Annotated in this window: 10 protein-coding genes; 8 read left to right on the forward strand and 2 right to left on the reverse strand. The window is 63.8% G+C overall.

What is annotated here, in order from left to right; all coding sequences use genetic code 11:
- The first annotated feature begins 132 nt into the window (after positions 1-132).
- Entirely contained in the window at positions 133-1107 is a 975-nt protein-coding gene (locus tag F6X62_RS00715) for a serine/threonine protein kinase (RefSeq protein ID WP_125930945.1), read from the forward strand.
- Between the two features lie 62 nt (positions 1108-1169).
- Positions 1170-2057, forward strand: a complete 888-nt coding sequence (gene rarD, locus F6X62_RS00720; protein WP_151925274.1) for an EamA family transporter RarD — start codon at positions 1170-1172, stop codon at positions 2055-2057.
- Between the two features lie 215 nt (positions 2058-2272).
- Here the strand turns inward: rarD and F6X62_RS00725 are convergent, their stop codons facing one another.
- Positions 2273-2791 carry a glycine cleavage system protein R gene (locus F6X62_RS00725; RefSeq protein WP_112897161.1) on the reverse strand — a complete coding sequence of 173 codons (519 nt, stop codon included), beginning with the start codon at positions 2789-2791 and terminating at the stop codon, positions 2273-2275.
- 435 nt (positions 2792-3226) lie between these two features.
- Between F6X62_RS00725 and F6X62_RS00730 the strand changes: the two genes are divergently transcribed.
- A complete protein-coding gene (locus F6X62_RS00730; protein WP_153772417.1) occupies positions 3227-5404 on the forward strand; it encodes a malate synthase G in 2178 nt (725 codons plus the stop codon).
- A gap of 100 nt (positions 5405-5504) precedes the next feature.
- Here F6X62_RS00730 and F6X62_RS00735 read toward each other — a convergent pair whose 3' ends face one another.
- On the reverse strand, positions 5505-5948 hold the full coding sequence (locus F6X62_RS00735) for a response regulator (RefSeq protein WP_153772418.1): 444 nt from the start codon (positions 5946-5948) through the stop codon (positions 5505-5507).
- 216 nt (positions 5949-6164) lie between these two features.
- Here F6X62_RS00735 and F6X62_RS00740 point away from each other — a divergent pair, with 216 nt between their 5' ends.
- The 5 genes from F6X62_RS00740 (at position 6165) to F6X62_RS00760 (ending at position 12979) form a co-directional block, all read left to right on the forward strand.
- Positions 6165-8102 carry a putative nucleotidyltransferase substrate binding domain-containing protein gene (locus F6X62_RS00740; protein WP_054892178.1) on the forward strand — a complete coding sequence of 646 codons (1938 nt, stop codon included), beginning with the start codon at positions 6165-6167 and terminating at the stop codon, positions 8100-8102.
- Positions 8099-8809 (forward strand): PolC-type DNA polymerase III, encoded by a 711-nt coding sequence (locus tag F6X62_RS00745; protein WP_153772419.1) that lies wholly within the window; start codon positions 8099-8101, stop codon positions 8807-8809. The genes F6X62_RS00740 and F6X62_RS00745 overlap by 4 nt, the downstream gene beginning before the upstream one ends.
- 136 nt (positions 8810-8945) lie before the next feature.
- Positions 8946-9464 carry an RNA polymerase sigma factor gene (locus F6X62_RS00750; RefSeq protein WP_153772420.1) on the forward strand — a complete coding sequence of 173 codons (519 nt, stop codon included), beginning with the start codon at positions 8946-8948 and terminating at the stop codon, positions 9462-9464.
- Positions 9461-10417 (forward strand): FecR domain-containing protein, encoded by a 957-nt coding sequence (locus tag F6X62_RS00755; RefSeq protein ID WP_153772421.1) that lies wholly within the window; start codon positions 9461-9463, stop codon positions 10415-10417. Before F6X62_RS00750 ends, F6X62_RS00755 begins: the two co-directional genes overlap by 4 nt.
- Positions 10418-10546: 129 nt before the next feature.
- Complete coding sequence (locus F6X62_RS00760) at positions 10547-12979, forward strand: TonB-dependent siderophore receptor (protein WP_153772422.1); 2433 nt, start codon at positions 10547-10549, stop codon at positions 12977-12979.
- Positions 12980-13041: the final 62 nt, after the last annotated feature.

Consider the following 13041-nt stretch of genomic DNA (forward strand, 5'->3'; position numbering starts at 1 on the left):
GCTGGTTTACGGCCGCTTCGCGCCCGATCGCGGGACGAGCCCGCTCCCACACGAATGCTGGGAGCGTTGGCACCTGAAGCCGCCATGGAATGCGTTACCATGCCGCGCATGCATTCCCCTGCCGGAGCTCCCATGTCCCACCCCTTCGATACCCTCACCCCCGACCTGGTCCTGGACGCCGTCGAAAGCCTGGGCTTTCTCAGCGATGCCCGGGTGCTGGCGCTCAACAGTTATGAGAACCGCGTCTATCAGGTGGGCATCGAAGGTGAACAACCGCTGATCGCCAAGTTCTACCGCCCCGGGCGCTGGAGCGATGCAGCCATCCTCGAGGAACACAGCTTCAGCTTCGAACTCGCCGAGCACGAGGTGCCGGTCGTCGCCCCGCTTCAGCATGAAGGTCGCAGCCTGTTCGAGCACCAGGGCTTTCGCTTCACCTTGTTCCCCCGCCGCGGCGGCCATGCGCCCGAACCTGGCAACCTCGATCAGTTGTATCGCCTCGGGCAATTGCTCGGACGCCTGCATGCCGTCGGCGCCACGCGCCCCTTTGAGCATCGCGAAACGCTGGCTGTGGACAACTTTGGCCATGCCTCGCTCAAGACCCTGCTCGACGGCGATTTCGTCCCGCGCGAGTTGCTGCCGGCGTTCGAATCCGTGGCCCGCGACCTGCTCAAGCGGGTCGAGGATATCTACCAACGCACGCCCTTCGAGGCGATCCGCCTGCATGGCGACTGTCACGCTGGCAACCTGATGCACCGCGACGACGTCTACCACGTCGTCGATCTCGACGACTGCCGCATGGGGCCGGCAGTGCAGGACCTGTGGATGATGCTGGCCGGCAGCCGCGAAGAGCGCCTGACGCAGTTGGCCGAACTGATCGACGGATACAACGAGTTCCACGATTTCGACCCGCGCCAACTGGCGCTGATCGAGCCGCTGCGCGCCCTGCGCCAGTTGCATCACAGCGCCTGGCTGGCAAGGCGCTGGGACGACCCCGCGTTCCCGCGCAGCTTCCCCTGGTTCGGCCAGCCGCGCTACTGGGGCGACCAGATCCTGGCCCTGCGCGAGCAGATGGCGGCGCTGGATGAAGCGCCACTCAAATTGTTCTAGTTGCAAGGCGCCGCTGTCTACAATAGGCGCCGCGATATCAGCTGCCAAAGCAAGGAATCTGCATGCACGCCGCAAACCCGCAGCGCGGGTACATCCTGGGCCTCAGCGCCTACATCATCTGGGGGCTGTTCCCCCTCTACTTCAAAGCCATCCAGAGCGTCCCGGCGGTGGAGATCATCGTCCACCGGGTACTGTGGTCGGCACTGTTCGGTTCGCTCCTGCTGCTGGTATGGAAACACCCAGGCTGGTGGCGCGAGCTGCGCGACAACCCGCGGCGCCTGGCGATCCTTGCCCTGAGCGGCGCACTGATCGCAGGCAACTGGCTGACCTACGTGTGGGCCGTGAACAACGGGCGCATGCTCGAGGCCAGCCTGGGCTACTACATCAACCCACTGGTCAACGTGCTGCTGGGCATGCTTCTGCTGGGCGAACGCCTGCGCCGCCTGCAATGGCTGGCGGTCGGGTTGGCCGCAGCGGGGGTGGCGCAACAGGTGTGGCAGGTCGGTGGTCTGCCCTGGGTGTCGCTGGGGCTGGCGCTGTCGTTCGGTTTCTATGGCCTGATCCGCAAGCAGGCGCCGGTGGCGGCGCTGCCGGGATTGGTGGTGGAGACCTGGATGCTGGTGCCGTTGGCACTGGGCTGGCTGCTGCTGCACCCGCAAGCCGACAGCGCCAACCTAGCATTCTTCAGCAGCAGCGAAGCGTTGTGGTTGATGGCTGCGGGACCGGTCACGCTGGTGCCGCTGGTGTGCTTCAACGCCGCCGCGCGCCACCTGCCCTACACCACCCTGGGCTTCCTGCAATACCTGGCGCCGACCCTGGTGCTGCTGCAGGCGGTGCTGCTGTTCGACGAGCACCTGTCCTCGAGTACCCTGATCGCCTTCATGTTCATCTGGGCGGGCCTGGCGATCTACAGCGTCGACGCCTGGCTGAGCCTGCGCAAACGCGCCTGATCAAAAAACGATCAAATCCATGCAGGCCACGGATCACATGGCCTGCAGCAAGGTCTCCAGAGGTTATCCACACCCTGATCCCCGCGCTTTGTGCACAAGCCCCTGAAATATGGACATTTTTTGCACAATCCGCTGCAGCCCGCGATCTATCGGGGCTGGCCTGGAGTACCCTCAGGTTATCCACAGGGGCTTCCCCGTTAAATCGGGATAACCCGCTATTCCTCCGGCCTGAGCTTCAACTCCACCATCAGGTCATCGGCGAGGCTTTCGAGCTTCTGCTGCAGGTCATCCAGCGACAAGGTCAGCGGCAATGCCAGCAAGGCATCGGCGTGGAACAGTGGCTCGCTGCTCATCGGTGCCGGGCGCACTTCGGTACTCAAGCGCTCGAGATTGACGCCCTGCTCTGCCAGCAGCCGCGTGATATCACGAACGATCCCGGGGCGGTCATTGCCCACCAGCTCCATCGCGATCGGTTTCCAGGTGCAGGACGGTTCGATGCCGCTCTCGGCAATCAGCACGCGGATGCCATGGTCGCCCAGCTTCTGCAGTGACTCGACCAGCTCGTCATAGTTTTCCGCCGGCACCGCCACCCGCAGGATCCCGGCGAACTGCCCGGCCATGCGCGACATGCGGCTTTCCAGCCAGTTACCGCTGTGATCGGAGATGCACTGGGCGATGCGTTCGACCTGTCCGGCCTTGTCAGGGGCGATCACGGTGAGTACAAGATGATCCACGGGCCACTCCTCTACCTGCTCGTACAAGGGCATCGAATCAGTATAGGCAAGGCGCGGCAACCTGCCGCAGGGCAGACCAAGCAACAAATCGTGTACCGTTTAGAGATTTATCTGGAACAATCTACAGGTTTTTTGCGAACATACTGTCTCCCAGCGTGACCCCATGCGACCAATGGGTCGCACAACGACGCTTTTAGTCTGATGTTCACCCGCCTACTGCATCATGTAGTATGCGCCAGCGCGGACTACAAAACGTCGTTTGGATGTCTGCCAAGGCGCCTGTGAAAATACGCGAATCGCCCGCCAGCCTGTCTGGCAGGCTGCACCCAGCCGCGCTCGGGCTGCATGACGAGGGCATGTACTGGCCGCGTGTTTAGAGAAGCGCTACAGGCTTAATACAGAAGAGCGAAATAGCTGAGCAGAGTGAGGCAAGCAATGACTGGATACGTTCAAGTCGGTGGCCTTCAGGTCGCCAAGGTCCTGTACGACTTCGTCAACGACGAAGCCATTGCGGGGACCGGCATCGTCGCCGAGCAGTTCTGGGCCGGTGCAGAGAAGATCATCAACGACCTCGCTCCAAAGAACAAAGCCCTGCTCGCCAAGCGTGACGAGCTGCAAGCCAAGATCGATGCCTGGCACCAGGCACGCCAGGGTCAGGCCCACGACGCCGCGACCTACAAAGCATTCCTCCAGGAAATCGGCTACCTGCTGCCACAAGCCGACGATTTCCAGGCCACCACGCAAAACGTCGACGAAGAAATCGCCCACATGGCCGGCCCGCAGCTGGTGGTGCCGGTGATGAACGCGCGCTTCGCCCTGAACGCCGCCAACGCCCGCTGGGGTTCGCTGTATGACGCACTGTATGGCACCGACGCTATCAGCGAAGAAGGCGGCGCCGAAAAAGGCCAGGGCTACAACAAGGTACGCGGCGACAAAGTCATCGCCTTCGCCCGCGCCTTCCTCGATGAGGCCGCGCCCCTCGCTGCCGGCTCCCACGTCGATTCCACCGGCTATCGCATCGACGCCGGCAAGCTGATCGTCGCCCTCAAGGGCGGCAGCAACAGCGGCCTGCGCGACGACGCCCAGCTGATCGGTTTCCATGGCGACGCCGCAGCGCCGACAGCCGTGCTGCTCAAGCACAACGGCCTGCACTTCGAGATCCAGGTCGACGCCAGCACCCCGGTCGGCAGCACCGACGCCGCCGGCGTGAAAGACATCCTGATGGAATCGGCACTGACCACCATCATGGACTGCGAAGACTCTGTCGCCGCCGTCGATGCCGACGACAAGGTCGTCGTCTACCGCAACTGGCTGGGCCTGATGAAGGGCGACCTGGCCGAAAGCGTGACCAAGGGTGGCAAGACCTTCACCCGCACCATGAACCCCGACCGCGAGTACGCAGCGCCCAATGGCGGCAGCGTAACCCTGCACGGTCGTTCGTTGCTGTTCGTGCGTAACGTCGGTCACCTGATGACCAACCCGGCGATCCTCGATGCCCAGGGCAACGAAATTCCCGAAGGTATCCAGGACGCCCTGTTCACCAACCTTATCGCCCTGCACAACCTCAACGGCAACACCAGCCGCAAGAACACCCGTAGCGGCAGCGTGTACATCGTCAAGCCGAAGATGCACGGCCCTGAGGAAGTGGCGTTCGCCGCCGAGATCTTCAGCCGCGTCGAAGACCTGCTGGGCATGCCGCGCAACACCGTCAAAGTGGGCATCATGGACGAGGAGCGCCGCACCACGGTCAACCTCAAGGCCTGCATCAAGTCGGCAGCCGAGCGCGTGGTGTTCATCAACACCGGTTTCCTCGACCGCACTGGCGATGAGATCCACACCTCGATGGAAGCCGGCGCCATGGTGCGCAAGGGCGCCATGAAGAGCGAGAAGTGGATCGGCGCGTACGAAAACAACAACGTCGATATCGGCCTGGCGACTGGCCTGCAAGGCCGTGCCCAGATCGGCAAGGGCATGTGGGCCATGCCTGACCTGATGGCGGCGATGCTCGAACAGAAGATCGCCCACCCGCTGTCCGGCGCCAATACCGCCTGGGTCCCTTCGCCGACCGCCGCGACCCTGCACGCGCTGCACTACCACAAGGTCGACGTCCAGGCGCGCCAGCGCGAGCTGGCCTCGCGTACCCCGGCCTCGGTGGACGACATCCTGACCATTCCGCTGGCGGCCAACACCAACTGGTCTGCCGACGAGATCCGCAACGAGCTGGACAACAACGCCCAGGGCATCCTCGGCTACGTCGTACGCTGGATCGACCACGGCGTGGGCTGCTCGAAGGTGCCGGACATCAATAACGTCGGGCTGATGGAAGACCGCGCCACCCTGCGCATTTCCGCCCAGTTGCTGGCCAACTGGCTGCGTCATGGCATCGTCACCCAGGAGCAGGTGCTGGAAAGCCTCAAGCGCATGGCAGCGGTAGTCGACAAGCAGAACGCCGGCGACGCCCAGTACCGCCCGATGGCGCCGAACTTCGATGACAACATCGCGTTCCAGGCCGCGGTCGAGCTGGTCGTCGAGGGTGCGAAGCAGCCGAACGGCTATACCGAGCCGGTACTGCATCGCCGCCGTCGCGAGTTCAAGGCGCGTAACGGGCTGTAAGACCTATTCGCGGGTAAACCCGCTCCCACAGATCCACTGCTGCCTTCAAGGCAGTGCAGGCCCTGTGGGAGCGGGTTTACCCGCGAATGCCGTTACACGGTTATTCGATGCGTAACTCGCGCTTCACCAACTCCAGCAATTTCCCCAGATCCACCGGTTTAAGCAGAAAATCCACCACCCCCAGGTGCATCACGTCCACCGCCTCCTTCACATCGGTGTCGCCCGACACCACGATGATCGACAACGCCGCCCGCTCCGACTCGCGAATCTGCCGAATCAGCTCCAGGCCATCCTTGGGCTCCATGCGCAGATCGGTGATCATCAGCGCGATGCGCGGTTCGTAGTGCAACTTGAACATCGCCTCCTGCGCACCATCGGCCATCATGCAGTCGATGCCACGGCTTTTCAGGTACAGGCTCAGGGCCTCGCTGTTCACCGGGTTGTCGTCCACCACCAGCACCACCGGCCTGGGCGCCACTGGCGCGCTCACCACGGCCAACGCCTCGCGCTCGGCGTCACTCAGTATTTCGTCATGCTCAGCCATGGTCATCTCGTCAAAAAAATCTCGTGCTAGGTTTAGGACCGCGAAAACCGGCGTAGCCTACCCACCTTTCGTCGGATCCTTGACAGCGACTCTCACCGATAGACTTACGTCCAATGGGCATCCACGGGCAGCCAGCCGACCATGGAGGCCGAAAACAACAAAGCCGATACCTATAGATAGATATATATAGTTCGGCGTAGCGATACGGTCAGCTTCATGAGCAAAAAGGACGCCTACACCCAGGCCGGCAGGACAGCGGTGCTGCAGAACATCCAGGGCACGCTGCAGTTTCTGCAGCGCTTCCCGCCGTTCAATCAGATGGAACAGGGGCACCTCGCCTATCTGGTGGAGCAGTGCCAACTGCGCTTCTATGCCAGCGGCGAAAGCATCATCAAGCCCGCCGACGGGCCCGTGGAACACTTCTACATCGTCAAGCAGGGCCGGGTGGTGGGCGAACGCCAACATGTCACCGGCCCCGGTGTGGAAACCACCTTCGAGATCGCCAGCGGCGAATGCTTCCCCCTGGCCGCACTGCTTGGCGAACGGGCCACGCGCACCGAACACCTGGCCGGCGAAGACACCTTCTGCCTGCAACTGAACAAGGCGGCGTTCATCCGCGTGTTCTCGTTGTCCGGCGTATTTCGCGACTTCGCCCTGCGCGGCGTCAGCAGCCTGCTCGACCAGGTCAACCAGCAGGTGCGCCAGCGCGCCGTGGAAACCCTGGGCACGCAGTATTCGCTCAATACACCGCTGGGCGAGCTGGCCATGCGTCATCCGGTGGTGTGCACGCCCGACACGCCGCTGCGCGACGCCGTACGGTCGATGCACGAACAACAGGTGGGGAGCATTGCCATCGTCGATGAGCAGCGCTTCCCCATCGGTATCTTCACCCTGCGCGACCTGCGTCAGGTGGTCGCCGACGCCAGCGCCGAGCTCAGCGCACCGATCGACCGGCACATGACCGTCGCACCGTTCTACCTCAGCCCCCAGGCCAGCGCCTTCGATGCCGCCATGGCGATGACCGAACGGCATATCGCGCATGTCTGCCTGGTGGACAACGGTCGCCTGTGCGGGGTGGTGTCCGAGCGCGACCTGTTCTCCCTGCAGCGGGTCGACCTGGTGCATCTGGCGCGCACCATCCGTCACGCGCCGCGCCTGGAAGTACTGGTGGCATTGCGCGGCGAGATCGGCCAACTGGTCGAGCGCATGCTCGCCCATGGTGCTTCCTCGACGCAGATCACCCAGATCATTACCCTGCTCAACGACCATACCGTCTGCCGGGTGATCGAGCTGGCGCTGGCCGAACGCGGCGACCCCGGCGTGGCCTTCAGCTGGCTGTGCTTCGGCAGCGAGGGACGCCGCGAGCAGACGCTGCACACCGACCAGGACAATGGCATTCTCTTCGAGGCCCGCGACAGCGCCGAAGCCGACGCCATTCGCGCGCGCCTGCTGCCACTGGCGCAGTACATCAACCACAACCTCGCCCAGTGTGGCTTCACCCTGTGCAAGGGCAATGTCATGGCCGGCAACCCCGAGCTATGCCTGTCGCGTGCCGAATGGGCGCGGCGCTTTGCCGGTTTCATCCGCGAAGCCAGCCCGGAAAACCTGCTGGGTTCGAGCATCTACTTCGACCTGCGCGTGGTCTGGGGCGATGAGCAAGGCTGCGAAGTGCTTCGCCAGGGCATCCTCGCCCAGGTTGCCGACAACCGTATCTTCCAGCGCATGATGGCTGACAACGCCCTGCGCCAGCGCCCGCCGGTCGGGCGTCTGCGCGAGTTCGTGCTGACCCGTCAGGGCAACGACAAGGCCGCCACCCTCGACCTCAAGGTCCAGGGCCTGACACCCTTCGTCGATGGCGCCCGCCTGCTCGCCCTGGCCAACGGCATCGGTGCCAACAACACACTGGAACGCTTGCGCCAGCTGGTGGCCAAGGGCGTCATCGATGCCCTCGATGGCGCCGCCTTCGAAGAGGCCTATCACTTCATCCAGCAGACCCGCATGCAACAGCACCAGCGCCAGAGTCGCGATAACCTGGCCTACTCCAACCGCGTCGACCCGGACAGCCTCAACCATCTGGACCGCCGCATCCTGCGTGAATCGCTGCGCCAGGCCCAGCGCCTGCAAAGCAGCCTGGCGCAGCGGTACCAGCTATGAAGCTGTTCGCCTGGCTACGCTCCAGCGCACCGGCGCTCGACGAAGAACTGCGCCAGCGCCTGGCCGCGCTGCCAGGGCCAGCAGCGTACGGCGTGCAGCCTCTGCGCGAGCAGCGCTGGGTTGTACTGGACCTCGAAACCAGTGGTCTGAACCTCAACCGTGACCAGGTGCTGTCGATCGGTGCCGTGGCCATCGAGGACGGCGGTATCGACCTGGGCCGCCAGTTCGAACGCACCTTGCACCGTCCCGAACAGAAGACCAACGCCAGCGTGCTTATTCACGGCCTGGGGCCCAGCGCACTGGCGGCAGGCAGCGACCCGGCCGAAGCGCTGGTGGACTTGCTGGAGTTCATCGGCGACAGCCCGGTACTGGCCTTTCACGCGCCGTTCGACCAGGGCATGCTCGGGCGCGCCTTGAAGGAAACCCTCGGCTATCGCCTGCAACATGTCTTCATCGATGTGGCGGAACTGGCACCGATGCTCAACCCCGACACCGTGCTACGTGAGGCAGGCCTGGACGACTGGGTGGCACGCTTCGGCCTTGAGGTACAGGCGCGCCATCATGCCAGTGCCGACGCCCAGGTCACCGCAGAGCTGGCCTTGATCCTGTTCAGCCAGGCACGACGCCAGCAACTGGACAGCCCGCTGCAACTGGAACAGCGGCTGAGGCAGTGGCGGCGGCGCGCCGTGCACAGCCATGGCCTGTAGGCAGGCGCTGGCCTTTTCGCGGATAAACCCGCGCCCACAGGCATTCTGACCAGCGTCAATTGCATCCCCCCGCCCTCCTCTGCCACAATCGCGAATCATTATCGTTATATAACGCATTCTTCCCCGGGGAACGCCCTTGTCCTCTGCGCACAGCCCACATGCCGAGCTGGTCGGCAGCCTGTACCGCGACCACCGCAGCTGGCTGCTGGCCTGGCTGCAGCGCAGCACGGCTTGCCGCCAGCGCGCCGAAGACCTCAGCCAGGACACCTTCGTGCGCCTGCTCGGCCGCGAACAGTTGATCGCGCCTCGCGAACCCCGCGCGTTTCTCGTCGCGGTGGCCAAGGGGCTGCTGTTCGACCATTTCCGCCGCGCCGCCCTGGAGCAGGCGTACCTTGCCGAGCTGTCGCTGCTGCCTGAAGCAGAGCAGCCTTCGCCAGAAACCCAGCACCTGATCCTCGAAGACCTCAAGGCCATCGACCGCCAGCTGGGCAAACTGTCGAGCAAGGCACGTACCGCGTTTCTATACAACCGTCTGGACGGCATGGGCCATGCCGAGATCGCCCAACGCCTGGGTGTGTCGGTGTCGCGAGTGCGCCAGTACATTGCCCAAGGCATGCGCCAGTGCTACGTGGCGTTGTACGGGGAGCCGACGTGAGCAATACGCCGGTCTCGGCCAAGGTCCTGGAAGCCGCCATTGCGTGGAAACTTTGCCTGGAGGGCGGCGACGGCACCGCCGATGAGCGCAACGAATTCACGCGCTGGCACGCCGCCAGCGAGGAACATGCGCGCGCCTGGTTCCAGCTTGGCATGCTCGACCAACGTGTGGGCGCGGCTGCAGGTCCCGCCCGCCACGCCCTGCTGCAGTCTCGCGCCGGCCTGCGCCAGCGGGTTGGCAAGCTCGGTGGCGGGCTGGCCGGGATGCTCCTGCTCGGTGGCCTGCTGGCCTGGATCGGCGCCCCTTCGCTGGCACCCAGCTACTGGCTGGCTGATCAACGCACCGGGACCGGAGAGCTGCGTACCCTGCGCCTGGAGGACGGCACACTGCTGAGCCTGGCCACCCACACCGCAGTCGATATCGACTACGAGGGCGAACAACGAGTGATCGTGCTGCACCAGGGGGAGATCTCCGTGGAAACCGGCCACGACGACCCTCGCCCGTTGTGGGTGCGCACCGACGATGGGCGGCTGCGTCCGCTGGGCACGCGCTTCCTGGTCAAACGCGAAACTGCCGGCACACGCCTTGAAGTGCTGCAGGCCCAGGTAGCTGCGCAACCGAGCAACACGGGCAACGAAGAAGTGCTGAACGAGGGCCAGCAAGTCTTGATGCACAGCAACGGCCTCGGCCTGATCGGCCCGGTCAGCGCCGGTGCCGACGCCTGGACCCGGGGCATGCTGGTGGTGGACAACGTGCGCCTGGCGGACCTGGTGACCGAGCTCGGTCGTTATCGCAGCGGGCACCTGGGGGTGTCGGATGAAGTCGCCAACCTGCGCGTGACCGGCAGCTTCCCGCTAACGGATACCGACCTGGCGCTGGCTTCGCTGGTGCCGGCCTTGCCGGTGAAGATCGAACGGCGGACGCCCTGGTGGGTGACCGTCGGGCCGCGGTGAATCAGTACCGACCCTATCGTTCTTCACATCGGTGATAACCCCAGACAAAAAAATCTCCACCCCCCTGTCACTTTCCAAATCTCGCTCGGCAAGGAAGCAGTTAGTACTTATCCGTCTAGGAGCCACTGCATGTCCCGTGCTGTCGAGTCTTACCTGCGTCCAAGCCTGATGGCCCTGGCCATCGGCCTTGCCACCCCTCTGGTCAGCCCCATGCTGCTGGCTGCCGAGCAGTCCAGCGTGCGGGCATACGATCTGCCCAGCGCGCCGCTGGCCGGCACCTTGAACCGGATCGCCAGCGAGGCCGGCATCGCCCTGGCCCTGGACCCGAGCCTGGCCAGCGGACGTACCTCGGCACCGGTCCGTGGCACCTTCAATGGCATCGGCGCCCTGCAGGCCGCCCTGCGCGGCACCGGCCTGCAACTGCAGCAGGGCAGCGCAGGCAGCTACAGCCTGGTCGCCGTGCCGGAAGGCAGCCTGGCGCTACCGGAAACCAGCGTGAACGCATCCAGCGACAGCGAAAGCGCCTGGGGCCCGGTCGATGGCTACCTGGCCAAGCGCACCGCTGCCGGCACCAAGACCGACACCGCACTGGTCGAGGCCCCGCGCTCGATCTCGGTTGCCACCCGCCAGCAGATGAGCGACCGCGGCGTGCACAGCCTCGATGACGCGGTGAAGTACATGCCAGGTATCGTTTCCGCCAGCTTCGGCAGCGATACTCGCTACGACTGGATGCGCGTGCGGGGCTTCGAGCCGACCCAGTTCCTCGACGGTCTGCCACTGCCACGCGGCGTGTACGCCAACCCAAAACCGGAAACCTGGAACCTCGACCGCCTCGCCCTGCTGCGCGGCCCGGCGTCATCGGTCTACGGCCAGACCCCGCCCGGCGGCCTGCTGGACATCGTCAGCCGCCGCCCACAAGCCGAAGCCGCTCACGAGATCGAAGTGCAATACGGCAGCGACAACCATCGCCAGATCAACTTTGCCAGCACTGGCAAGATCGACGATGAAGGCCGGTTTCTCTATGGCGTCAGCGGTGTGATCCGCGACAGCGGCACGCAGATCGACCACATCGAAGACAAACGCTACAACATCGCCCCAAGCCTGACCTGGAACATCGACGAGGATACCTCGCTGACTTTCCTCAGCCAGTTCACCCGCGACGATACGGGAGTCACCAGCCAGTTCTACCCGATCCAGGGCACCAAGATCGACATGCCGTTCGGCAAGATCTCGCACCACAAGAACCTGGGAGATCCGAACTACGACTTCTACGACCGCACCTACTACGCCGTCGGCTATGCCTTCGAGCATCGCTTCAACGATGTCTGGCAGTTCCGCCAGAACCTGCGCTACACCAAATCCGAACTGTCATTCCAGACCGTGACCGTCAACAGCTACAACCCAGGGTTCGGGATGGTGGTGGACGATCAGGGCAACACCGGGCGCGGTACCACCAACGTCGACGAAGATATCAGCCAGTTCGCTGTCGACAACAACTTCCAGGGCGACTTCAGCACCGGCGCTATCAGCCACACCCTGCTGATCGGCCTGGATCACCAGCGCATGAACAACAACTATCTGGCCATCTTCGGCAGTGCGCCGCCGATCAACGTGAACAATCCGGCCTACGGCCTGCCCATCACCCGCCCGGATCGTTCTACAGCGTTCTACGACTACGACCAGAAGACCCGCCAGACAGGCCTCTACGTCCAGGACCAGATGGCCCTCGACAACTGGCGCCTGACCCTGGGTGGACGCGAGGACTGGGTGCACACCGGCACCAAGTTCTTCAACAAGGGCGATGCCACCAACACCCAGCGCGACAAGAAATTCAGCGGTAACGCCGCGATCAGCTATGTCTTCGATTCGGGCTTCGTGCCGTATCTGTCCTATGCCGAGTCGTTCCAGCCAAGCAGCAAGGCCGACATCGACCCGACCAACGGTCTCAAGCCGACCGAAGGCAAGCAGTGGGAGCTGGGGATAAAGTACCAGCCACCGGGCTCCAATACCCTTTTGACTGCGGCGGTGTACGACCTGACGCAGAAAAACGTTTCGGTCACCAACAACATCGGCAACGTGACCGTCACCAGCCAGACCGGCGAAGTGAAAGTGCGTGGCCTGGAGCTGGAAGCCGTCTCCGATGTCACCGAGAACCTGAAGGTGATCGCGGCCTACACCCTGGCCAAATCGGAGGTACAGGATGGCATCTACAAAGGCAACCGCCTGCAACTGATGCCCAACCAGCAAGCCTCGCTGTGGGCCGACTACACCTGGCACAGCGGTGTACTCGACGGCTTCGGCATCGGCGGCGGTGCGCGCTACACCGGCAACACCTACGGTGACCAGGGCAATACCTACCTCGGCAAGGCCAAGGCCTACACCGTATTCGACGCTTCGGTGCACTACGACCTGGGCCGCCTGGACAATAGCCTCAAGGGCGCCTCGGTGGCGGTCAATGCCACCAACCTGCTGAACAAGGACTACATTTCGACCTGCGATTCGTACTACTGCTACTACGGCGACCAGCGTAGCGTTGTGGTCAGCGCCAACTACAAGTTCTGAGTGACGCCTCGCGGGGCAAGCCCGCTCCTACAGGTACACGACGATCCTGTGGGAGCGGGCTT

Origin of the sequence: Pseudomonas sp. MNR3A, from assembly GCF_009650575.1 — a bacterium.
In the GTDB taxonomy this organism is placed as follows: Bacteria; Pseudomonadota; Gammaproteobacteria; order Pseudomonadales; family Pseudomonadaceae; genus Aquipseudomonas; species Aquipseudomonas machongensis.